Here is a 24,017-nt window from a genome sequence, read left to right as displayed (position 1 = left end):
GCTCACACCTGATAGACCGGAACTCGGTGGCACCAGCGATCCTTGTACTCGCGATCCGCCCGGCCAAAGGAGTAACGCAGCGGTTTGCCCAACGCCCGCGCCTCGGCCCAGGCCGTCTGGGTGTTGACGAAACTGAGCACGCTGCCTGGGCTGAAGTCCCGCTGCACCGGGTCGACACCGCCATTGATGTACTCGACGGACACCCACTTCGGCGACTCGACCCGATAGAGAACCTGGATGGCGATCGGCTGCTCGTCGAGAAACACCACCGAGCCGGTCATGAACTCGCGCAGCAGCTCGAACACCTCGTGCAGATGCGCCCTCCCCGGCGCCTCGAAATTCCAGCGCCGTTGAAACAACTCGGCGTACATCGTCGCCTGCTCCGCCGCAGAGAAATCGAGCACGGGGCGAAGCGCACCGCCCGCCTCTTCCAGCAAACGCTGTTCGCGGCGCTGGTTGTATCGAAACTTCTTCGAGTACGCCTCCGGTTCGCGCGCCAGCGCCAGACCCTCCGGTTGCTCGCGCAAGGTGCTGATCGCGCCTGCATTGAGCTCTGACACGTAGCGCATGCGCTGGCGGACCGGGATCGCCGCCTGCTCGGCGACGGGCAGGATGATCTCGGCATTACCCAGATCGAACAGCCCGCGCTTGCCGGTCTTTTTCAATACGTCCTTGGACAGGGCCAGATGCCGGCCCCAGCAGGGCACCGCGGCGATCAATTCGCCCTGCCGCTCCCACGCCAGATAGCGCACCGGAATCCCGGCAAGACCGGCCAGGCGCTCGACGACGGCGGGGTGAGTGGCAACGCTGCCGCCGTAGCGCTGCCAGATCTGCGCATAGGTGTCGGCATCGATCTCGCACCAGCCGCGCTCACGCCAGCTCCTCAGAAACTGCAGCATCAGGCGCCCTGCTCGTCTGGCGTGTCGTCCTGAAACTGCGTCGCGTGGAGCCTGGCGTAGGCACCGTTCGCCGCCAGCAGCTCGGCATGGGTGCCACGCTCGACGATGCGGCCCTGCTCCATCACCAGGATCAGGTCGGCCTTCTCGATTGTGCTCAGCCGGTGAGCGATGACCAACGTGGTGCGGCCCTGCATCACATGGTCCAGAGCCCCCTGGATATGCCGCTCGGACTCGGTATCCAGCGCCGAAGTCGCTTCATCAAGAATCAGCACCGGGGCATTCTTGAGCAGTGCACGGGCAATCGCCAGGCGCTGCCGCTGTCCACCGGACAGCAGCACGCCGTTTTCCCCGACCAGGGTCTGATAGCCCTCGGGCATTTGCTCGATGAACTCGTCGGCATAGGCATCACGGGCCGCACGGCGGATATCGTCCAGCGGCGCGCCGGCCAGATCGCCGTAGGCGATGTTGTTGGCCACGGTATCGTTGAACAGGGTTACCTGCTGCGTCACCAAGGCAATATGCCGGCGCAGGTTGCGCAGCGTGTAGGACTCGACATCCGCACCGTCGAGCAGGATATGGCCGGTCTCGTGGTGATAGAAACGCGGAATCAGATTGGCCAGTGTCGACTTGCCGCTGCCGGACCGACCGACCAGCGCCACCATCTGCCCGGGCTCCACGGTGAAGCTGATGTCGTGCAGCACTGGCTTGTCGCTGCCCGGGTAGACGAAATTGAGGTTGCGCACGTCCAGACGTCCGCTGACCGCATCGCGCTCCAGCGTGCCACTGTCTATTTCCGGCTGCTCGTCGAGCTGCTCGAAGATGCTCTCAGCGCCAGCGACACCTTTCTGAATGGTCGAACTGACTTCCGACAGCTGGCGAATCGGTTTGGGCAGCAACCCGGCCAGCGTGATGTAAGCGACCAGATCGCCAGCAGACGCATCGCCTCGCAGCAGCAGCACAAGGAACATCAGCACTGCCATGGCGCTGTAGATCACCAGCTGCAGGCTCGGCGTGTATACCGCATTGGTCTTGACCATGCGCAGCTGCTTAGCCGTGTTCTCCGAGCTCGCCGCCAAGAAGCGATCCCGCTCGTAGGGCTCGCCACCGAAGCTACGTACCACGCGATACCCCTGAATGGTTTCCGATGCCACATGCGTCACATCGCCCATCGCAAGCTGAATCTTCTTGCTCTGCTTGCGGAATTTCTTGCTGGCACTCGACACCATGAAGCCGATCACCGGCAGGATCGCCAGCATCACCAGGGTCAGCTTCCAGTTCATCCACAGCAGCGTGGCGAAAAGGAAAATCACCGTCATGCCCTCGCGCACCACGACCTTGATCGCATCGGTTGCCGCTCCAGTGACCATGGTCACGTTGTACGTGATCCGCGAGATCAGATGGCCGGAGTTGTGGCTGTCGAAGTAGCGGTTGGGCAGGGTCAGTAGGTTATTGAACAGCGCGACGCGTAGATCGTGCACGAGCCCAAGGGAAACTTTGGCCAGGAAGAAATTACCGAGAAACGAGCCAATGCCCTGCACCAGCGCGATCAGGATGATCAGCAGCGGCACTGCCTGCAGCAGTTTCAGCTCGGCCAGCCACCGCACCTCGTTGAGATGCGGCACCTGGGCGAAGAAACTCGCGTCCGGGTTGTTCAGCCCATCGACGAAGAACTTCAGAATGTAGCCCAGCGCGGGCTGGGTGGAGGCAAAGAGCAGAAAGCCAAGGAGGCTCATTGCGAACAGTCCCCAGTAAGGGGCCACATAGCGCAGCAACCGCAAATAGACCTTCATGCTCGATTGCTGGGTAGAATTGGCCATTCGGCAGCCCCATACGACTGGCTAGAGGAACAAGATGCGGATTGTAACAGCGCAGGAGTTGGAAAACTGGCTGACGGAAGGCAAGGTACTGGAAAAGGACGCGCGCGGCCCCAAAGTTCTAGCGTTGGCGGACGGGAGCTTTCTGAAGATCTTCTATACTCGTCGACGCCCCTTTCTGGCTCGTCTGTTTCCCTATGCAGCACGGTTCGCCAGGAACCTTGCGATGCTACGAGACGCCGGCTTCAACGTGCCTGAAATCATCGAGACGTTTTGGCTTGACAAGAGCACAGGTCTGAGCGGCTGCCTGTACCAACCTCTTCCAGGTGTTTCGATAGAGTCCGTTTTCCGTACTGACCCGTATCTGATCAAAAAACACCTGCCCGAGCTAGCTAACTTTATAAAAAGCCTGCATAAAAGCGGCATCTACTTCAGGTCATTGCATATTGGAAATATTATTTTACTTCCAAACGGCTCGTTTGGCCTGATCGATGTCCTTGACCTGCAGAATAAGCGAGCGCCTCTCGGCCGGAGCTTGGTCAGCCGGAACTTTGGCCACTTACGCAACCATTTAAAAAGAAAAAAGCTTGAGGAATTCCCTATTGAGGAGCTTATTAAGCTTTATACAAACGCCCCTTGAAAAGTGAGCAGACTAACAGCTAGATAGGGGACTTCGGCAAACCGTCACCGCAACCAAACTTACCCAGAACCCGCTTGTTCACATAAATTCCAGGTTGGAAAATATCTTTATTGACCAGCGTCATGGCACCGATCACCACGTTATCCGCAATGGAGATAACATCACCAATCACGCATGAGTTAACACAAAGACTGACATCATTTCCAATAATTATCGATTTTTCGCCCTCACCACCTTTTATGCCAACGGTGCAGCCCTGCCAGATCTTGAAGTTCTTGCCAATTCTAGAGTACGCGCTAATCACGATACCTGAGGTATGGGCAATCCATAAGCCTTCACCAACCGTCGCGCCAAGCATGATCTCGACGTTGTACTTTCGGCTTATTCGCTCGTTGAGCAGCTTCGCTCGCCGCTTCCAAAAGCGACCGCCATCAGCGTGAAGCACGTAGGCAACCCGAAACCAGAACAAATAAGCATAACGATTGCTTCTTTTGTACTTCCGCCAGAGCCTGCGCCACGAAAACTCGTTCGGCGTGCCTAGAATCTCTAGGCACCAGTACCGCTTCATGTTTTTCAACATTGACATCATCGCACCTCGGAGCGCCCACTCCCCGCGCCTTCGCATAACAGGATTGCAGCCGGCAGCCAGAAAACAATCCAGAACACACCTGGACGCAGAAAAATCACATAGTAATTTGCAACGGATACAACGATGACAAACACCATTAGCGCCAAGCCCAGAGGGGTGAAGTTTTGCCCCGAACGATGGCGCCATCCACCTAGCAGAAGCGCGGCAATCAACACCAGCAGGAGCAGCAAACCGGGAATCCCATACTCATAGAAAATCTGCAGGTAGAGGCTGTGCGCCTGATTGAAACAGCGCTGAATCCCTTCAATACAAATATTCGGATCGCCCCCCGCTCCGGCTCCCCATAACCAGAACGTGCCGATCCTCGACCACCATTGCCAAAAGATTTCGTCTCGATAACTCGCGTCTATTCCACCTGCTGTTCCGAGAAGAAAGAGTCCGGCAAGGGTTAACGGAAGAAAGCCCCATAGCAGCAAGCGAAATTGTCGTGCCGTGAGCGAAACCGCCAGACAAGCCATAACCGCAGCCAATAAGCCAACCCAGACCCCTCGCGAATAAGTGAAATAGCAGTACGCCGAAGCTCCTAGGAATGCGAGTATGGACAATAGCTTGAGCCCACCTTTTTCGCGCAACGACAGGCAAAGCGCCATGATCGCTATGACGCCAAAATACAAGGCGGACACAATCGGATTTTCGAAATCTGCCATTTCATGACCCGCCCAGGAGTCCAGCCTGAACTCTCTGAAACCGAAGCCTCGGTTATCGATGAAGAGCGCTTGAAACAGGCTGAGCCATGCAAACACCGCCGCAGTGCTGACCACCGACAAAAGCAGGGCTCGCCAGAGCGTCTCGCTTTGCATCACCAGGCCGATGGCTACTACGTAGAGTCCCACATAAAGGAGCAGTCGCAGCCATCTCCACGGCTTGCCAACGCTCCCCTCGTTGAACACAGCAACGAAGGCCACCCACGCGCACAGGGCCAACAACACGCCGAAGGCAGCCTTATTGAAGGGCGGCCAGGACTGCCTAAAGAAAACGAGCGCGACGAGTGCGGGGGCGAACAGCGTTATGTTGGTAATGGTGGCGTAACGACTGCCATCCACAATGAAACAAACTCCCGCCAGCTGCAGATATAGTCCGAGCGCGAGCAACACTCTCAAGGGTTCTGGAAATGACCAAGGTAGACTCATGCTGCCAAGGCCTCGATTCTCCTCGCTACCGCCGCATAGTGTTCTGATCCGCCGTCTTGCCAGCGGCCAGCCACACAATACTCATCTTGGAGATAGCTGATGAACGCACGCTGCAGCTCCTCGCTCAACGCCCAGGCTGGCAGTTGTTCTAGCAACGCGAGAGCCTCTTCTGCACTTCGCGCTTTGGCCGCAACGCCTTCCACCGCATAGAAAGCCTCCCCCAAAACCAGCACGGGCTTCGCCAAGAGAATGCTTTCGAGGCCGACTGTCGAGTTGATCGTAACGACGCAATCTGCTTTTTCGATCAATTCCTGCGTCGAATTCCCGTTGGCGAAAATGACCCTATCTGAGACACGCCTGGCCAGATCCGGATATTTGACCCGACTTGACGGGTGCTCCTTCAGAACCACCGTTCTCCCAATGCGCTCCGCTACTAGCTCAGCAAAGGAAAAAAGCTCGCGCATGTTGCGTATCCACGGCGAGAACAGCCGAATTTGCGTATCCCAATCGTCTTGAAACGGAATAAAAATAAACTTACCGGGAAGTTCGACCGCTTGGCTTTGACGCTTCGTTTCTCTGGGAATCAGCGCAACCGCTCGAATAGGTCGGAGCCGCTCAGGATGTCGGTTGGCGTAATCTCGATAGAATGCCGGATCTCGAGGCACGGAGTTCCGATAATTTACACCATTGGGATCAACTGTCGTGGTGCCAGGAAGCAAGCCGTTTTCGAAATAAAGCATCTGCGCGTTGGCGCTGCACATGCTTGCAAGCAATGCGCAATAACGATGACCACCGTTCCATACAGCTACAGCATCGGGGTTTTCCTTGCGCAGCAATCGACCGAAACGAAGCGCCATAACCAGCAATTCAAGCCTGAGCAGCACTCGGTATAGTGCGCCATGATAACGCCCCTTGGTCGCCCGCTCGGTGCATTTTTCTTTCACCAGCCGCCCCCAGTCCACACGGCGTAGCGCTTGTCGGAGAAGCGAAATGGATGGACTCGGTAGCGCAGCTGGAGTAATAACAACCCCACTCAACTCAGTGTTCTGGAGAAGGGAACTAAAATACCTAGTTTGATGCTTGGCCAACCCGAGAAATACTATCTTCATAAGAGTGCTTAATTAGTTTTTTTTTCGGGAGCAGAAAGGCGGATACCAGCCAGCCCCGAGCCAGCTATCACCTTTTCCACGCTGCCCACTAGCGAGGCCAGCGGGTCACTTGCGTGATAAAGGTGATAGCCCAGAAAAGCCGACAAACGTTCACATATTTTTTCTGGATCCTCTAGAACCGACTCGATACACAATGCCAATTGTGACTCGTGGGTGCACATCGGCAAGGCATATTGCTCAACAGAAAAAAAATCCTCACCTTGCCCCAGAAGCACGAAAGGAGTACCGGCACGAGCAACATCCAAAATGGCATTGGTATACCCACACAGTACAAGATCGAAGTGCTCGGCACATTGCTCTAGCGTCACGCCTACAGGCAAGAGAGTAATTCGCTCAGAACTCGCTGCATAGTCCAGCCAGGGATAACCTTCCCCACGGGGATGAAGCTTCACCGAAAGTCTTGCATCTAGGTGCTGTTCAAGCCACGTCACGACCCACCTGCAATAATGCTGATAGGATTCGGCATGTTCGTAATCCGGGCCTGAGCCGAGAAACAACAAACGCGGTGCTTGCCCACTGTAAGTCTCAGCCCGCACGGTACTTTTTTTATCTGTTAGATAATACGGTCCCGCATATACGGCACAGCATTCACCAAAAGCTTCGCTAAGCGAGTAAAGATAGTCATAGGAGCTTTTGCCAAACATTAGATAGTAATCGTAATCGAAGTAGTCATAGCGACTGGACTGCCCAGACGGCACCGAATGTGCCAGATGCATTACTCGCATGCCCTCGGTGCGTAGCGCCTTGATGAAACTTGGGACTATCCACCCGTTTCGCTCGGTCAGCACCACCTTGGCCCGATAACGTCGCAGCAGAAACGCTGCATGCGCAGCATGCCAGTACAACAGCAACGGAACTGGCTTGGCGGGTCTGGAGAACTGTCGGGCGCGAATCAGTACATCATCTGACTCCTCGACAAATTCCTCAACGTGGAGACCGGTGGCCCTCAATGCCTGTAGAAAGGCGCCTTTTCGGCCTTGCTCGTACGATTTACGCGAGGGATGAATCAACAAGACGTCGCATTGCGTTGCTGGGATATGGCGGCCTTTGGAGAACATGAAAGCCAACAGGCTCTTACCCGCCAACCGACAGCGCAGTCGCCATGCCGCCATTTGCCCCTTCCCCCGGCGCACGGGTGCGCTGACTACGAAGTCACGCAGTCGACGCAACGCCCTGTCCACGGGACGTCCCACGCTCAGCGTTTTCCGCTCAGCCAAAGCCGCAGCGCTTTGCGGGTATATGACGTCTTGAATACTACTCGCCAATCAGTACCGATCGCCTGGCGATACATTTGGCGCGCTTCGACAAACCGCCCTGCGCTCAAAAGCCCACGAAACAGCGAAAGGCAACGCTGAGCTTTGAATGCCCTGCGTAACGGCGCCATTTCCGCAGGCACCCGCCCCTTGTCGAATATCTCCTCGACGACGGCAAGCCCAACCGCACAATCCTGCTTGATATCGTGCCTCATACTGTCGTCGTGCTTGTAGATCAACGCCATGGGCGCGGCAAGAACCGAGCATTCAAAGTTTGCGAGTGCTTGACTGAAGACTGGAATGTCCTCGGCATTTCGAAAGTTTTCTGGGTAGTTTCCGAGCCGGAAAACGTCGCAATGGATGGCGGATGCCCCGTTGGCAAGACCGATGGTCTTATCCAGCAAATACCCACGTAACCGCCCCTGCCGATCTTTAGGAAGCGCCGCTGGCAAATGTTTGCGGCGCTTTCCATCAGGCCAGACCGCCCAGTACCCACCAATTACCATGCGCGTTTGCGGATGTTGCACGAGGTGCTCACTCAACAACCTCAGGGCATCCGGCGCCAACTCGTCATCGGCATCCAAAAACACCAGATACGTCCCTTTGGCTTCTGCTATGCCGCGATTACGGACCGATGAAAGCCCGCCGTTGGGCTTGCGGATAGCACGAAAAAGTCCAGGATGCTTGTCTTGCAGATCGGCAAGTACCGCAGGTGTCTCGTCGGTTGAACCGTCATCGATGACCAACAGCTCGCTACTCTCACTTAACTGAGCGATCACGGACTCGACCGCGCGAGGCAACGTCTTCGCATAGTTGTAGGCTGGAATGACGATACTGATCAGCAAATCAGATGTGCTCATACCAATCCTTGCCCTCCTTGACCACGAGGATGTCCTCCATGATCAGGTACTGCAGGTCCGAGCCGTAGAACATGTTCAGCGCGTCGGTCGGCGAGCAGATCATCGGTTCGCCGCGGCGGTTGAGCGAGGTGTTCAGCGACACGCCGTTGCCAGTCAGCTTTTCCAGCTCCAGCATCAGGTCGTACCAGCGCGGGTTGTGCTGTCGCTCGAGAACCTGGGCGCGGGAGGTACCGTCTTCATGGACCACCTCGCCGACACGCTCCTTCCAGCCTTCGTTGACCTCGAAGGTGAAGGTCATGAACGGGCTCGGATGGTCGACCTTGAGCATCTGCGGCGCCACGGTATCGAGCATCGACGGGCAGAAGGGTCTCCAACGCTCGCGGAACTTGATCTGCTCGTTGATGCGGTCGGCGACGCCCGGCACGCTCGGGCAACCAATGATCGAGCGACCGCCCAGCGCACGCGGGCCGAATTCCATGCGCCCCTGGAACCAGGCCACCGGGTTGCCGTCGACCATGATCCTGGCGATGCGCTCGGGGGTGTTGGCGATCTGCTTGAACACGGGCTTGTTCGGATGCCGGGCACAGGCAGCGATAACGTCTTCATTGGAATAGGACGGGCCGAGGTAGACGTGCTCCATCTTCTCTACCGGAACGCCGCGCTGCACCGACACATAGGCCGCCGCACCGACAGCGGTTCCAGCATCACCGGAGGCCGGCTGTACGAACAGCTCCTTGACCTCCTCGCGGGCGATGATCTTCTGGTTGAGTTTGACGTTGAGCGCGCAACCGCCGGCAAAGGCGATCTTGCCGGTCTCGCGGATGATGTCACCGAGGTAGTAGTCCATCATCTCCAGCGCAAGCTTCTCGAACAGCGCCTGCATGCTGGCCGCGTAATGAATGTACGGGTCGTCGGCGATATCGCCTTCGCGCTTGGGTCCCAGCCACTCGATCAGCTTGGGCGAGAAGTAGTAGCCCTTGCCCTTCTCCTTGTAGCGACGGAAGCCGATGACGTTGGCGTATTCGGTATTGATGGTCAGCTCGCCGTTCTCGAAGGTCGCCAGGCGCGAGAAATCGTACTTGGCCGCGTCACCGTACGGCGCCATGCCCATGACCTTGAACTCGCCATCGAGCATCTCGAAGCCGAGGTATTCGGTGATCGCGCCATACAGTCCGCCCAAGGAATCCGGGTCGTAGAATTCCTTGATCTTGTGGATCTTGCCGTTCTCACCCCAGCCGAAGAAGGTGGTGGCGTACTCGCCCTTGCCATCGATGCCGAGAATCGCGGTTTTCTCGGTGAAGCCCGAGCAGTGATAGGCGCTGGAGGCATGAGCCAGGTGATGCTCGACTGGTTGGATCTTGACCTTCTTCAGGTCGAAGCCCAGCTGCTGGAGACACCATTCGATGCGTTTCTTGTAGCGGTAGTAGCGGCGGTTGCCCATGAGAATGGCATCCAGCGCGCGATCCGGTGCGTACCAGTAACGCTTGGCATAGTGCCAGCGCGCCTTTTCGAAGATGCTGATGGGTGCGAACGGGATCGCCACCACATCGACGTCGGACGGTTTGATGCCGGCCTGCTCGAGGCAGAACTTGGCTGACTCGTAGGGCATGCGATTCTTGGCATGCTTGTCGCGCACGAAGCGCTCTTCTTCGACGGCGGCGATCAGCTTGCCGTCGATATACAGGGCGGCGGAAGGATCATGACTGAGGGCGCCGGAAAGGCCGAGAATCGTCAATGCCACGGGTATTGCCTCTTAATCTTCGATGCTGGTGCCGGGCACCGCGGGTAAACGTTGGTCAAGCAGCCGGTACAGAGCGCTGTCGGTCGGCCAGTTGCGCAGGAATCGCGCACGGTCCTTGGCATACGCCCGAGCGAAGCTGGCATCGCTGCCATGCTGCTGCATGGCATCCAGGTCGATTAACGACCAGCGATCATGCTCCCAGAACAGGTTGTGCCCTTTGAGATCACCATGACTGATTCGCTCGCGGATCAATGCCGCGAACAGCCGGTCCAGGGCAACCAATTCCTGCTCTGGAGGGCAGCCATCCAGATACGGCTGAAAACGCGCAATTATATCTTCTCCGCGCAGCAAATCGGTAATCAGCCACGCCGGCCCGCGCATCCACAGCCAGCGGCGCTCGATCACGGCCAGCAAGCGAGGAGTGGATATCCCGAGAAAATCAAGCCGATTACCCTCGACCCAGCTGTGCCAGGCGCGGCTCGGCCGCCAGAAGCGCTTCAACCAATGCAGCGGATCCTTGATGTTGTAGCGCTTGATAAGCAGGGCCCGGCCGTCCAGTTCGCATTGCGCAACTGTAGCTGCACCACCGGTTTTGAAAAGCCGGCCCTGGGCGATGCAAGCGTCCGGATCAGCCAACAGCGAGTGCAGCGCGGCCGCCTCGTCACGCCGAACCACTTGCGCCCCAAACGGGCCGATACGCGCACTGAAGAGGCTGCAGTCTCGGGCGACCTTCTTCAGAAAATCGTTTAGCCGCCAGTTACGAATCTTGTGAACCTGCTTGAGCAACGCCTCCAGCGGCAGGGCGTGCTCGCTGTTGGTCAGCAGATAGGGCACCAGCAGTTCTTCGATGAAAGGTTCGATCTCTGCCGGTAGCTGCGCGAAGAAGACGCCTAGGTTCTCCAGTACCTGCTCACGCGACAACGGCTCCCCGGGCGTCTCGGCCTTTACACCACCGCCGTCGACCACGTAGAGCTGACCGTCGGCCTTGAGGAAGTTGTCAAGATGCAGATCCGCCTGCCAAAGGCCTTGCGCATGCATCCTGGCGATCAGCTCAAGCGCCTCACCGAGCACGCCACGCTGCCCGTCCGTCAGCACAGGCTCCGCCTCGACGGAGCGCCAGCTCTCCCACAGACTTTCGGCGGAATCGAGCCAGTCGAACAGCAGCCAGCCACCCTCACCCTCGTGCCAGCCCTGCCCCACCAGCGCAGGTGTTGGAAAATGCTGGTCCGCCAGCAGCTTCGCACCAGCCAGCTCACGCCGGTAATGACGCTGCGCCTTGCCACCCACCACGAGCTTGGCCAGGACCTGGCGACCATTCAAACGCGCGCGGCCGACATAGCGCTGCCCGGGCAGGATACGCAGCCAAAGATCGATATGCAGATTCGCCGCATCCGGCAACTCGACTTGTGCGGGGTAGGCAGGCTCACGCCCGCTTCCAGCCAGCTCGGCCAACCTCATTAGCGGGTCTCCTTGGCTTCGCGCCGCTGATACAGCTGCCGCAGCCAAGGCACAGCCAAGCGAGAGTCGTCCAGATAGGCCTCCAGCAAATAGCGCACGCCTTGCTCGCCGATAATGCTTGCACGCCGCACCAGCGGCTCCAGATCCTTGATCCGGTCGCGCCGCCCCAACAACAGAGGGCGAGTCTTCTCCAGGTCGATCAGGCAGGCCTGCCAACGCCCACCCTCCTCACGCAGGAAGATATGCTTGGGATAGAAGCAACCATGCATCTGTCCGGCCTGATGCAGCGTACGCGCCAAGCCGCCAACTGCGCCGATGATCGCTTCGTGTTGTGAGTCGTCCAGCTCCGACCATCGTTTCAGCCAACCATCCAGATCCATCCAACCATCCAGTGCACGCGTCAGGAGAATAGCGCGCCTTTCGCCGCCAACCTTGCGCTGCCCGAAGAAGCTGGCCTGTAACGCCGGCACACCAAGCCGGGCATAGCGGCGTATATTGCGAAACTCCCGGGCAAAAGTTGGCTCACCGAATGGGTGCGCCAGGGTGCGAGTCAAATGATTGCTCTGCCGCTTGAGATAGAACGCCGAGCCATCGAGCTCCAGCCGGAAGACAGTGCTCCAGCCGCCGCGCTCGATGTTGGGCTCATCGACAGCCGTCAGCTGGACCGACCAGAGTGCATCGAACCCCGCCAGACCGTGCCGTTCGAGCGTCGCGCGATCAGCCTGTGCAATGAAATCGTTCATTCCCGCCCCTGGAAATAATTCAGAATCTGCCGGATGCGCGGCTTGTCCTTGTCAACCAGTCGCTTTCGTTGGCAGTACTGCAGATAGAACCGCAGGCGCTGGGTTCGGCTGAGCTGGTACTTGGCCACCTTGTCCAGACATGCCAGGTCCTTGACGATACGCCGCTGCAGAAACGGACCATGCCAGAAGGCGCCGGTAGGGCAGTCGATCAGATAAAGGCGACGCTGCGGATCGACCAACAGGTTGCGCCACTTGAGATCGTTGTGAGCAAAGCCCCGATCATGCATCGCCCGTGTCGAGCGCGCCAACTGCAGGCTGACCTCCTGCACCCAGCGCGGATCGCGAAGACGGGCGTCGTGAGTGGTCGCCAGCAACGCCAGATCGTCGGTTTGCTCCAGCTCGCGAGTGATCAGGGCACCGCGTAGAAACGCACCGCCGCGCCGCTCCATGCCGTAAGCCACGATCGGCGCGGTCGGAATGCCCCAACGTCGAAACAGCATGAGGTTCTGCCACTCCGCCTTGACACGTGGGCGGCCGATGAATCGCCGCAAACCTTTGCCTGCGCCGGAGTAACGCTTGACGTAGTAGCGCACGCCGTTGCGCTCGATACGGATGACCTCCGAAAGCAGATCTTGCGTCAGACGCTCGCCTTGTAGGGCGAACACGCTTGTCAGGCTGCCAAAGTCATCATGCAGATCGATGTAGGCAGGATCGAGAGTCCAGCCTGCCATCAAAGCGCATCCCCATAACGCTGCTTACGATCCAGTAGCTTTTCAGCCCTGCGCTGCATCCACGCCAGAAGGGATGCCTCATCACGCAGGACCTCACGCAGCGGCCGCTGGAAGTAAACGCGCAGAAAGCGCAGCTTGTCGCGGCCGGTCAGCCCGATCTCGAGGGCCGAGAAGTACAGCCCGGCCAGATCCTTGTTGCGCCAGCGTACAGGTGTGTGACCGCGAGTCTGGGCGCGGTGCAGGTCGATCAAGGACAGGCGCAGATCGCTGACCGTCACCGGCCTGTCGGTGTGCAGCAGGAAGTGGCAGATGTAGAAGTCGCGGTGATTGACCCCGGCGCGATGCATGGTGCCGGCCATGCGGGCGACTTCGGCGATCAGGGCGCGCTTGAGCGCCGGTGCCGGTGGTTGTTCCAGCCAGTTCGCCGAGAAATCCTCGAGGCTGACAGTCGGCGCCAGTTCTTCCGTGATGATGAACGAGTGCTGGCTTGCCGGATTGCCCCCTCGCTCGCCATAGGCCACCGCGGTCATGGTCGGCACGCCGACTTCCTTGAGGCGCTGGATCGCTCGCCATTCCTGGCCCGCACCAAGGACGGGTGCCTTGGCCGTGAGCAGGTTCTTGGCAATCTCGCCCCAGCCGATGCCGCGATGAATCTTGACGAAGTAACCTCGCCCGGCAACCTCGGTACGCAGCGTGCGGCGACCTTCCAGTTCCCGGTAGACCTGGCCCTGCAGACGCTCGACCTCTTCGAAGGGGTCCTTGCCCTGCCACAGGCTTTCGAACGGCTCGGTCAGCATCAGGCGCATGGAGCCCCCAATGACGACGCCCGCCGGAGACACACGACGTTCATGCGCTTTCCCCGAGAATCACGTCGGCGGCCTTCTGCGGCATCGAGTAGAGATCGGCCGTCTCGGCGAAGGCCAGCGCGTTGCGACTCCAGGCCGAGCGCTGCGCGTCATCGGCGAGCATCTGCGCCAGCATCTGGTCGAGCGCCTGCTGCTCGAACGGGCTGGGCACCACGCGCCCGCAGCTGGCATCGGTAATGTAGTGCGCATAGCCACACACATCGGTGACCAGCACCGGCAGCCCGGCGACCAGCGCTTCCAGCAGGACGGTACCGGTGTTCTCGTTATAGGCCGGATGAATCAGCAGATCGGCGCCCAGCAGGAAACGCGGAATATCGCTGCGCCCCTTGAGGAATTCGACCATGCCGGAAACGCCTAGCGCCTTGGCCTGCAGCTTGAACGGCTTGGGATCGTCCTGGCCGATCACCAGCAGCCGGGTGCGCTGGCTCAGTTCACGCGGCAATGCGGCGAGTGCCTTGAGGCTGCGGTCCAGCCCCTTGGTCTTGAAGCCGGAACCGATCTGCACCAGCAGCAGCTCGTCGGGCCGCACTTCGAACTCCTCGCGGAACTCGGCGCGAATCTGCGCGGCATTGGCCGGCGCGCGGCGATCCTGAGCGATGCCCGGCGGCAACAGGTGAAAGCGTTCGGCGGGCGTGCCGTAGTGTTTGACGAACAGCGGCTGCTGCACCTCGGAGATCATCAGGATTTCGGTCTTCGCCTCGGGCGCGAACACTGCGCGCTCGTACTCGGCGAAGTGCTTGTAGCGGCCCCAGCGCCGATAGATCGGGTTGCGCAGCGTCTGCGCCTTGTCCTCGAAACATGGGTCGGCGGCGTAGTACACGTCCAGCCCCGGCATCTTGTTGAAGCCGATCACCCGGTCCACCGGCCGCTTGGCCAGATCGGCCTCGACCCAGGCGGTGAAGCGCTCGTTGCGAGTGTGGTTGAACAACGCCTTGACCGGCGCGATAAGCACTTCGAAGCCGTCCGGCACCTCGCCTTCCCAGATCATCGCGTAGACGCGGATCGTGTGGCCGCGACGCTGACATTCCAGGGCGATACGCATGAAGTCGCGCTGCAGACCGCCGAACGGAAAGTACTTGTAGAGAATGAAGGCCAGTTGCATCAGACGGACTCCGGGGCCCGCAGCAGGGCTTTCAGTTCGGTGACGACGCGCTCGGGGCGCAGATCGTCGAAACAGGGCTTGTGCCGGTCACCGCGACCGGCGTTCGGTCCGCCGGCACACAGGTGCACCTGGGAGCGGCCATAGGCGCCGACCCGCCCGGGCAAGGTCGGACCATAGAGCGAAATACTCGGCACATCCAGCGCCGCGGCCAGGTGGCCGAGGCCGGTATCCACCGCGACGCAGGCGCGTGCACCGGCGATGACCCGGGCGACACCGGCAAGATTGAGCTTCGGCAGCACCGCGGCGTTGGCTATGCCGCTGACGATGCGTTCGGCCCGCGCCTTCTCTTCGGCATTGCCCCACGGCAGGCGGATCGCCCAGCCGAAATCACTCATGCGCTCGGCCAGCTCGCGCCAGTAGGCTTCCGGCCAGTGCTTGCTCGGCCAGGTGGTGCCGTGCAGAAACAGCAGGTACGGCTGGTCGCTGGGCGCCGCCATCTGCTCGCGATCGAGACCGTAATCGGCGACATCCTGCGGCAGCGGATACGCGAGCGCCTGGGCGAACAGCTGACGCACCCGTTCCAGCGCATGCTGGTCACGCGGCACGGCGTAGCATCGGTCATAGAAGCGTGCGGCGATGGGCTCACGCGCGGACTCCCGGTCCAATCCAGCGACCGGAGCCTTGACGTAGCGGGTCAGCCAGGCGCTTTTCAGCAAGCCCTGGGCGTCGATCACCAGGTCGTAACGGCCTTCCCGCAGGCGTGCCTTGAAGCGCTGCCATTCACCCTTGCGCAGGGTCTGCAGCGGGTGCTTGCGCCAGCGACGAATCGCTACCGGGATCACCTGTGTCACCGCCGGATGCCAGGCCGGAATCTCGGCGAAGCCCTCCTCCACCACCCAGTCGAACTGGATGCCGGGCAGCGCCCGCTGCGCGTCGGTCAGCGCCGGCAGGGTATGCACGACGTCACCGAGCGACGAGGTCTTGACCAGCAGGACCTTCAATCAGCGCACCTCGACCGACTGCGGGACCAGACGTTCCAGCGCCTCGATCACCGCGCGCGGCTTCAGCTCGCGCATGCAATTGTTGTGGCCGAAGCGGCAGGTGCGCTCGAAGCAGGGACTGCAGTCGAGGCCCAGGCGCACCACTTCAACCTGCTCGGAAAGCGGTGGAGTGAAAGCTGGCGAGGTGGAGCCGTAGACCGCCGCCAACGGCCGGCCGAGCGCGGCGGAAACATGCATCAGCCCCGAGTCGTTGGACACCACCGCATCGGCGCAGGACAGCAGATCGATTGCCTCGGCCAGGCTGGTATCTCCGGCCAGGTTCACCGCCTCTTCGCGCAGGCCCGGAATCAGGCGTTCGAGGATCTGCTCACCGACCGGGTGATCGTTCTTCGAGCCGAACAGCCAGACCTGCCAGCCGTCCCGGATCTTCAGCTCGGCTACCTTGGCGAAGTGTTCCGCCGGCCAGCGCTTGGATTCGCCGAACTCGGCACCGGGGCACAGCGCCAGCACCGGCCGGTCCAGACTCAGGCCGAAACGTGCCAGGGCGGCGTCGCGAGTCGCGGTGTCGATGCGCAGCGAGGGGTTCGGATACGGCTTGGGCAGCTCGGCGCCCGGCTCGAAGGCCAGCGCCATGAAGCGCTCGATCATCAGCGGGTAGCGCTGCTTGTCGAGCTTGCGCATGTCGCTGAGCAGGCCGAAACGCATCTCGCCGCGCCAGCCCGTGCGCTTGGGGATACCGGCGAAGAATGGCACCAGCGCCGACTTCAGGGAGTTGGGCAGCAGGATCGCCTGCTGGTACTGACCGCGCAGGCTCTGCGCAACCTTGCGCCGGGTCGCCATGTCGAGCACGCCGTGCCCGACCGGAAAGCTCAGCGCCTGGCGCACCTCGGGCATGCGCTCGAGAATCGGCCGGCTCCACTCAGGCGCCAGCACGTCGATCTGGCAGTCGGGATGGCGCTGTTTCAGGCAGACGAACAGCGTCTGCGCCATCACCATGTCGCCAACCCAGCTGGGTCCTACGATCAGTATGTTCATAAGCTCTAAGCCATAAGCTGAGGGGCTGGAAGCGTGGCCGGCAAGCGAGTCATGCGTTGCCGGCTTCCAGCGCCAGGCTTACTTGACCAGGGTCCGCCATTCGGCGTGGGCATCAGTCTTGCCGGTGACCAGATCGAAGTAGGCTTTCTGCAGCTTCTCGGTGATCGGGCCGCGACGGCCGATACCGATGGCGCGGCCGTCCACTTCGCGGATCGGCGTGACTTCGGCTGCGGTACCGGTGAAGAAGGCTTCGTCGGCGATGTACACCTCGTCGCGGGTGATGCGCTTCTCGACCACCTTCAGGCCGTGCTCGGCGGCCAGGGTCAGCACGGTGCCGCGGGTGATGCCGTTCAGGCAGGCGGTGACTTCCGGGGTGTAGATCACGCCATCCTTGATGATGAAGATGTTCTCGCCCGAACCCTCGGCCACGTAGCCTTCGGGGTCCAGCATCAGCGCTTCGTCGGCGCCGCCGGAAATGGCTTCCTGCAGGGCCAGCATCGAGTTGATGTAGGCACCGTTGGACTTGGCGCGGGTCATGGTGATGTTGACGTGGTGACGGGTGAAGGAACTGGTGCGCACCTTGATGCCCAGCTCAAGCGCCTCGTCGCCCATGTAGGCGCCCCAATGCCAGGCCGCGACGATCACGTGCACCTTCAGACCGCTGGCGCGCAGGCCCATGCCTTCGCTTCCGTAGAACACCATCGGGCGGATGTAGGCGCTTTCCAGGTTGTTCTCGCGCACCGCGGCGCGGGTCGCCTCGTTGATCTCTTCCTTCGAATACGGCATCGGCATGTTCATGATGTGCGCCGAATCGAACAGGCGGTCGGTGTGCGCCTGCAGGCGGAAGATCGCCGTGCCGTCCGGGGTGCTGTAGGCGCGAACACCTTCGAACACGCCCATGCCGTAGTGCAGGGTATGGGTCAGCACATGGGTGGTCGCATCGCGCCACTGCACCAGTTCGCCGTCATACCAGATGACGCCATCACGATCGGCCATCGACATCTTGCCAGCTCCTCAGAATTCGATATTGCTCGGTAGCCCGACGCGGGCTCAGCTGAGCCCCAGCTCGCGCCAGATCCGCATGACTGCGCGACGCTCGTCGTGGAATTGATCCCCACTCACCACTCCGGGCTGCTTCTGCAGTGATTGCCGGTGGGCCGCGGCACGGTACGCCTTGTAGGCGTCCTGCAGCAGCCGCACCTCATCGCCGGTCATCAACCCGGCCTGCTCCAACCCATCGAGAATGCGGATGTTATCGGTATAGCGCAGCAGTTCGGGATGCTGGTGCGACCACGCCAAAGCCGCGTATTGCACCATAAATTCGATATCCACGATACCACCGGCGTCCTGCTTGAGATTGAACTCGGCAGCGGCGTCGAAGGCCTGCTCGGCGGTTCCCGCATGCGTCGCGCGGGTGCCGAGGTTGTCGCGCATCTTCGCGCGCATCTCGCTGACCTCGCGGCGCAGCGCCTCGAGATCGCGTTCGCGACCCAGCACACCGGCGCGCACCCGTTCGAAGTCGGCCGTCAGCTGCGGGCAGCCGACCAGCACTCGCGCGCGCACCAACGCCTGGTGCTCCCAGGTCCAGGCCTCCTGGCTCTGGTAGCGCTCGAAGGCGCCCAGCGAGCTGACCAGCAGCCCGGAAGCGCCGGACGGGCGCAGGCGCATGTCCACTTCGTAGAGCTGGCCGGAGGTGGTCTGGGTGGTGAGCAGATGGATGATGCGCTGGCCCAGGCGAGTGAAGAACTGCGCGGTATCGATGGGCTTGGCCCCATTGGTCTCGGCGGCGGGGTCACCGTCGTGGATGAACACCAGATCCAGATCCGAACCATGCCCGAGCTCGATGCCACCGACCTTGCCGTAACCGACGATGACGAACGCCGGATCGCAGAGCGTGCCATCGCTGCGCTGTGGCTGGCCATGACGCGCGACGGTGTGGCGCCAGGCAAGGGTCAACACTTCCTGCAGGATCGCCTCCGCCAGCCAGGTTAGGTAGTCGCTGACCTTCATCAAGGGCAGCGTCCCAGCGATCTCCGAAGCGGCCACCCGCAGCCGGTGCGCCAGCTTGAAATGCCGCAGCGCCTCCATCTGCTGCTCCAGGTCATCCTCGGGAATGCGCATCAGCCGTTCGCGCAACTCAGCCGCCAGTTCCGGCGCCAGCGGCGGGCTGTACAGACGACCGGCGTTGAGCAGCTCGTCGAGCAACAGCGGGAAGCGTGCAATCTGCTCGGCGATCCACGGGCTGGCCGCACAGAGCTCAAGCAAGCGCTGCAGCGCCCCGGGATTTTCAGTCAGCAGGACCAGGTAGGCCGAACGCCGGGCGACCGCTTCCACCAGCGGCAGTACGCGTTCGAGCACCAGATCCGGATCGTCCTGCTCGACGGCCTGCGCCAGCAGCCGTGGAATGAAGGCGTCCAGACGCTCGCGGCCGAGACGCTGCATGGTGCGTACCTGGCTGGCGTTGCGCAGCGCGGCGAGCCGCTGACAGGCGCCCTGGCCATCACGAAAACCGGCCTCGGACAGCTGGCGGCAGGCGAATTCCTCGTCCCAGTCCTGCTCCCACAGCGGCAGCCATTCGCCGCCGACCAGGGCCTCGCCCTCGGCATTCTCGTCCTCATCCGGGTCGGCGATGACCTGGCGGAAATGCCAGTCGATGCGCCCGCGCCAGTACAGCAGTTGCTCATGGAAGGCCGCCCAACCGTCGAAGCCGAGCATGAACGCCACCCGCGCACAGTCCCCCTCGTTGTCCGGCAGCATCTGCGTCTGACGGTCGGCGATCGCCTGCAGCGCATGCTCGGTATAGCGCAGGAATTCATAACCTTCGCGCAGTTCGGCCACTGCCGCGGCCGGCAGATAACCCTGCCCCTCCAGCGTGGCCAGCACACCGAGCAATGGACGCTGCTGCAGGCTGAGATCGCGGCCACCGTGGATCAGCTGGAAGGCCTGGGCGATGAATTCGACCTCGCGAATGCCACCGGCGCCCAGCTTGATGTTCGAAGCCATGCCCTTGCGCCGGACCTCCTGCTGGATCAGCTGCTTCATGGTGCGCAGCGCCTCGATGGCGGAGAAGTCCAGGTAACGCCGGTAGACGAAGGGTCGCAGCATCTCCAGCAGCTCCTTGCCGGCCTGCTGGTCGCCGCCGATGACCCGTGCCTTGATCATGGCGTAGCGCTCCCAGTCGCGCCCCTGATCCTGATAGTACTGCTCCAGCGCATTGAAGCTGTAGACCAGTGGTCCGGACGAGCCGTACGGACGCAGACGCATGTCGACTCGGAAGGCGAAGCCGTCGACGGTGATGGCGTCCAATGCCTTGATCAGCCGCTGACCAAGGCGGACGAAGAATTCCTGATTGTCCAGCGAGCGCTTGGCGCCGACGGTCTCGCCGCCCTCCGGATAGCCGAAGATCAGGTCGATGTCGGAGGACAGGTTCAGTTCATGGGCGCCCAGCTTGCCCATGCCGAGGATCACCATGTGCTGCGGCTGGCCGCTGCGCCGGCCGGTGGGCACGCCGAATTGCTCGCAATGGCGGGTGTAGAGCCAGTGGTAGGCCAGATCGACGCTGGCGTCGGCCAGATCGGAGAGATCGCGACAGGTCTCGGCCAGGGCCGCCTGGCGGGTCAGATCGCGCCAGATGATGCGCACCTGCTGGCGGCTACGGAAACGCCGTAGCGTCAGCGCCAGGGTGTCCTCATTGTCACAGGCGGCAATCAGCTCGCTCAGCGCATCGCGCAGTTCGCCGGCTTCCAGCGACCGATCCAGCCAGCCCAGCTCGGCCAGCTGCAGCAGCATCTGTGGATCTCGGCTAACCTGTTCGCTGACGAAGTCGCTCGCCGCGCAGACCCGGGCGAACGCTTCGCCATGCTCGGTCAGCCAGGCGCGGCATCGTGCCGCAAGCGCTTCCGACAGGTTGCCGGCAGCCGCGAGGAACGACTCCTCGGCACGACTGACAAAAGGCAGGAGTGAGGGCGGCAATGCAACCAGCGACGGCAGACTCATTGGAAGGTTTCCTTCACAGCAGCGAATACGATGGACCGCGCGATTCAGAGCCTCGCAAGTACCTATTACAGGGAAATGCCAGTGCCGCTGATCTGTAGTTTTACTACTAAAGAGTATTTCAGGGGGCTGATCCCGGCGCAGTTTTGTAGTAAAACTACAGACGCCCGGCCCTACCCCCGGCACTCGTCCAAGAACATTACACGCACCGGCCCACAAAGCCGGTAGCGAACAGGCGACCGATTCTGGAAGCCTTTCCGCCATGGAGCAAGCCATGCAAGATCTCGATCCCGTCGAAACCCAGGAATGGCTGGACGCCCTCGAGTCCGTCCTCGACCGCGAGGGTGAAGAACGCGCTCACTACCTGATGACCCGGATGGGCGAACTGGCCACACGCAGCGGCACCCAGCTGCCCTACGCCATCACCACGCCGTATCGCAACACCATTCCCGTCACCCACGAAGCACGCATGCCCGGCGACCTGTTCATGGAACGCCGCATTCGCTCGCTGGTACGCTGGAATGCGCTGGCCATGGTCATGCGCACCAACCTGGCGGACCCGGACCTCGGCGGTCACATCTCCACCTTCGCCTCCAGCGCGACGCTGTACGACATCGGCTTCAACTACTTCTTCCAGGCACCGACCGAAGAGCACGGTGGCGACCTGATCTACTTCCAGGGCCACGCCTCGCCCGGCGTCTACGCCCGCGCCTTCCTCGAAGGCCGCATCAGCGAAGAGCAGCTGAACAACTTCCGCCGCGAAGTGGACGGCAACGGCCTGTCCTCCTATCCGCACCCCTGGCTGATGCCGGACTTCTGGCAGTTCCCGACCGTCTCCATGGGTCTCGGCCCGATCCAGGCGATCTACCAGGCTCGCTTCATGAAGTACCTGGAAGACCGCGGCTTCATCCCGGCCGGCAAGCAGAAGGTCTGGTGCTTCCTCGGCGACGGCGAGTGCGACGAGCCGGAATCCCTCGGTGCCATCTCGCTGGCCGGCCGCGAGAAACTGGACAACCTGATCTTCGTCATCAACTGCAACCTGCAGCGCCTGGACGGCCCGGTGCGCGGCAACGGCAAGATCATCCAGGAGCTGGAAGGCAACTTCCGCGGCGCCAACTGGAACGTCAACAAGGTCATCTGGGGCCGCCTGTGGGACCCGCTGTTCGCCAAGGACGATGCCGGCCTGCTGCAGGCGCGCATGGACGAGGTGGTCGACGGCGACTACCAGAACTACAAGGCCAACGACGGCGCCTTCGTGCGCAAGCACTTCTTCGGCGCACGCCCCGAGCTGCTGAAGATGGTCGAGGACCTCTCTGACGAGGAAATCTGGAAGCTCAACCGCGGCGGCCATGACCCGTACAAGGTTTATGCGGCCTATCACCAGGCGGTGAACCACAAGGGCCAGCCCACCGTGATCCTGGCCAAGACCATCAAGGGTTACGGTACCGGCTCCGGCCAGGCGCAGAACATCGCGCACAACGTCAAGAAGGTCGACGTCGAGAGCCTCAAGCGCTTCCGCGACAGCTTCAACATCCCGATCCGCGACGAGGACCTGGAGAAGCTGCCGTTCTACAAACCCGAGGAGGACAGCGCCGAGGCCAAATACCTGCGCCAGAAGCGCGAGGCCCTCGGTGGCTTCGTGCCGCAGCGCCGCACCAAGAGCTTCAGCATCCCGACGCCGCCGCTGGACACCCTCAAGGCCATCCTCGACGGCTCCGGCGATCGCGAGATCTCCACCACCATGGCCTTCGTCCGCGTACTGGCACAGCTGGTGAAGGACAAGGATCTGGGCTCGCGCATCGTGCCGATCATTCCGGACGAGGCGCGTACCTTCGGTATGGAAGGCATGTTCCGCCAGCTCGGCATCTACTCCTCGGTCGGCCAGCTGTATCAGCCGGTAGACAAGGATCAGGTGATGTTCTACCGCGAGGACAAGAAGGGGCAGATCCTCGAGGAAGGCATCAACGAGGCCGGCGCCATGTCCAGCTGGATTGCAGCGGCGACTGCCTACAGCAATCACAACCAGCCGATGCTGCCGTTCTACGTGTTCTATTCGATGTTCGGCTTCCAGCGCATCGGCGACCTGGCCTGGGCGGCTGGTGACAGCCGTGCACGCGGTTTCCTCATCGGCGGCACCGCCGGACGTACCACGCTCAATGGCGAAGGCTTGCAGCACGAGGACGGCCACAGCCATATCCTCGCCGCAACCATCCCCAACTGCCGCACCTATGACCCCACCTACGGCTACGAGCTGGCGGTGATCATCCGTGAAGGCATCCGCCAGATGACCGAAGAGCAGCAGAACATCTTCTACTACATCACCGTGATGAACGAAGCCTACCAGCAGCCGGCGATGCCGGAGGGTGTGGAAGAAGGCATCATCAAGGGCATGTACCTGCTCGAAGAAGACAAGATGGACGCCGCGCATCACGTCCAGCTGCTTGGTTCCGGCACCATCCTGCGCGAAGTGCGCGAGGCGGCGAAGATCCTCCGCGAAGACTACGGCGTCGCCGCCGACGTCTGGAGCGTGCCGAGCTTCAACGAACTGCGCCGCGACGGCCTGGCGGTGGATCGTTGGAACCTCCTGCACCCGCACGAGAAGCCACAGCAGTCCTACGTCGAACAGTGCCTGGCCGGCCGCAAGGGCCCGGTAGTGGCCTCCACCGACTACATGAAGCTGTTCGCCGACCAGATCCGCCAGTGGGTACCGAGCCGCGAATACCGCGTGCTGGGCACCGACGGTTTCGGCCGCAGCGATAGCCGCAAGAAGCTGCGTCATCACTTCGAAGTGGATCGCAACTGGGTCGTGCTGGCCGCGCTGGAGCAGCTGGTCGCACGTGGGGAGATGGAAGCCAAGGTGCTGGCCGAGGCCATCGTCAAGTTCGGTATCGATACCGACAAACCCAACCCGCTGGACTGCTGAGGAGCGAAGC

The 24,017-nt window shown here is 61.2% G+C and carries 19 protein-coding genes; 2 read left to right on the top strand and 17 right to left on the bottom strand.

All coding sequences use genetic code 11. The features are described from left to right. Positions 1–2 precede the first annotated feature (2 nt). Positions 3–899 (bottom strand): GNAT family N-acetyltransferase, encoded by an 897-nt coding sequence (locus ACX1DW_RS19605; protein WP_267935646.1) that lies wholly within the window; start codon positions 897–899, stop codon positions 3–5. Further along, positions 899–2,716, bottom strand: coding sequence for a lipid A export permease/ATP-binding protein MsbA (msbA, locus tag ACX1DW_RS19600; protein ID WP_458992210.1), 1,818 nt, complete (start codon positions 2,714–2,716; stop codon positions 899–901). The genes ACX1DW_RS19605 and msbA overlap by 1 nt, the downstream gene beginning before the upstream one ends. Positions 2,717–2,750: 34 nt before the next feature. Between msbA and ACX1DW_RS19595 the strand changes: the two genes are divergently transcribed. After that, positions 2,751–3,353, top strand: coding sequence for a BUD32 family EKC/KEOPS complex subunit (locus ACX1DW_RS19595; protein WP_458992209.1), 603 nt, complete (start codon positions 2,751–2,753; stop codon positions 3,351–3,353). A gap of 19 nt (positions 3,354–3,372) precedes the next feature. Here ACX1DW_RS19595 and ACX1DW_RS19590 read toward each other — a convergent pair whose 3' ends face one another. From ACX1DW_RS19590 to glnE, 15 genes are all read right to left on the bottom strand, one after another. Beyond that, entirely contained in the window at positions 3,373–3,939 is a 567-nt protein-coding gene (locus ACX1DW_RS19590; protein WP_231600320.1) for a serine acetyltransferase, read from the bottom strand. After that, positions 3,939–5,132, bottom strand: coding sequence for an O-antigen ligase family protein (locus ACX1DW_RS19585; RefSeq protein WP_110775651.1), 1,194 nt, complete (start codon positions 5,130–5,132; stop codon positions 3,939–3,941). Before ACX1DW_RS19585 ends, ACX1DW_RS19590 begins: the two co-directional genes overlap by 1 nt. Then, a complete protein-coding gene (locus ACX1DW_RS19580; protein WP_458992208.1) occupies positions 5,129–6,076 on the bottom strand; it encodes a capsular polysaccharide export protein, LipB/KpsS family in 948 nt (315 codons plus the stop codon). Before ACX1DW_RS19580 ends, ACX1DW_RS19585 begins: the two co-directional genes overlap by 4 nt. 173 nt (positions 6,077–6,249) lie before the next feature. Next, a complete protein-coding gene (locus tag ACX1DW_RS19575) occupies positions 6,250–7,413 on the bottom strand; it encodes a hypothetical protein (RefSeq protein WP_458992207.1) in 1,164 nt (387 codons plus the stop codon). A gap of 83 nt (positions 7,414–7,496) precedes the next feature. Then, a complete protein-coding gene (locus tag ACX1DW_RS19570; RefSeq protein ID WP_458992206.1) occupies positions 7,497–8,414 on the bottom strand; it encodes a glycosyltransferase family 2 protein in 918 nt (305 codons plus the stop codon). Next, positions 8,401–10,155 (bottom strand): carbamoyltransferase family protein, encoded by a 1,755-nt coding sequence (locus ACX1DW_RS19565; RefSeq protein ID WP_458992205.1) that lies wholly within the window; start codon positions 10,153–10,155, stop codon positions 8,401–8,403. Before ACX1DW_RS19565 ends, ACX1DW_RS19570 begins: the two co-directional genes overlap by 14 nt. Positions 10,156–10,167: 12 nt before the next feature. Beyond that, entirely contained in the window at positions 10,168–11,613 is a 1,446-nt protein-coding gene (locus tag ACX1DW_RS19560; protein ID WP_458992204.1) for a BUD32 family EKC/KEOPS complex subunit, read from the bottom strand. Then, entirely contained in the window at positions 11,613–12,356 is a 744-nt protein-coding gene (locus ACX1DW_RS19555) for a lipopolysaccharide kinase InaA family protein (protein WP_458992203.1), read from the bottom strand. Before ACX1DW_RS19555 ends, ACX1DW_RS19560 begins: the two co-directional genes overlap by 1 nt. Then, positions 12,353–13,087: a lipopolysaccharide kinase InaA family protein gene (locus ACX1DW_RS19550; protein WP_458992202.1), complete on the bottom strand. Its 735-nt coding sequence runs from the start codon at positions 13,085–13,087 to the stop codon at positions 12,353–12,355. Before ACX1DW_RS19550 ends, ACX1DW_RS19555 begins: the two co-directional genes overlap by 4 nt. Further along, positions 13,087–13,893 (bottom strand): lipopolysaccharide core heptose(I) kinase RfaP, encoded by an 807-nt coding sequence (gene rfaP, locus ACX1DW_RS19545; protein WP_230724282.1) that lies wholly within the window; start codon positions 13,891–13,893, stop codon positions 13,087–13,089. The genes ACX1DW_RS19550 and rfaP overlap by 1 nt, the downstream gene beginning before the upstream one ends. A 40-nt stretch (positions 13,894–13,933) precedes the next feature. Next, positions 13,934–15,055 carry a glycosyltransferase family 4 protein gene (locus ACX1DW_RS19540; RefSeq protein WP_458992201.1) on the bottom strand — a complete coding sequence of 374 codons (1,122 nt, stop codon included), beginning with the start codon at positions 15,053–15,055 and terminating at the stop codon, positions 13,934–13,936. Further along, on the bottom strand, positions 15,055–16,056 hold the full coding sequence (gene waaC, locus ACX1DW_RS19535) for a lipopolysaccharide heptosyltransferase I (protein WP_458992200.1): 1,002 nt from the start codon (positions 16,054–16,056) through the stop codon (positions 15,055–15,057). The genes ACX1DW_RS19540 and waaC overlap by 1 nt, the downstream gene beginning before the upstream one ends. After that, positions 16,057–17,091, bottom strand: coding sequence for a lipopolysaccharide heptosyltransferase II (gene waaF / locus ACX1DW_RS19530; protein ID WP_458992199.1), 1,035 nt, complete (start codon positions 17,089–17,091; stop codon positions 16,057–16,059). It abuts the gene before it with no gap. Between the two features lie 78 nt (positions 17,092–17,169). After that, positions 17,170–18,093: a branched-chain-amino-acid transaminase gene (gene ilvE, locus ACX1DW_RS19525; protein ID WP_208216876.1), complete on the bottom strand. Its 924-nt coding sequence runs from the start codon at positions 18,091–18,093 to the stop codon at positions 17,170–17,172. A 48-nt stretch (positions 18,094–18,141) separates the two neighbouring features. Beyond that, positions 18,142–21,087 carry a bifunctional [glutamate--ammonia ligase]-adenylyl-L-tyrosine phosphorylase/[glutamate--ammonia-ligase] adenylyltransferase gene (gene glnE, locus ACX1DW_RS19520; protein ID WP_458992198.1) on the bottom strand — a complete coding sequence of 982 codons (2,946 nt, stop codon included), beginning with the start codon at positions 21,085–21,087 and terminating at the stop codon, positions 18,142–18,144. 271 nt (positions 21,088–21,358) lie between these two features. Between glnE and aceE the strand changes: the two genes are divergently transcribed. Next, the gene (gene aceE, locus ACX1DW_RS19515) at positions 21,359–24,007 is read left to right on the top strand and encodes a pyruvate dehydrogenase (acetyl-transferring), homodimeric type (protein ID WP_063540924.1); all 2,649 of its coding nucleotides are present in this window, start codon (positions 21,359–21,361) and stop codon (positions 24,005–24,007) included. Positions 24,008–24,017 lie beyond the last annotated feature (10 nt).

The sequence above is a fragment of the Stutzerimonas sp. KH-1 genome (assembly GCF_054483855.1).
Note: the sequence above shows the minus strand (reverse complement) of the source record. Positions and strands in the feature narration are given on the sequence as shown.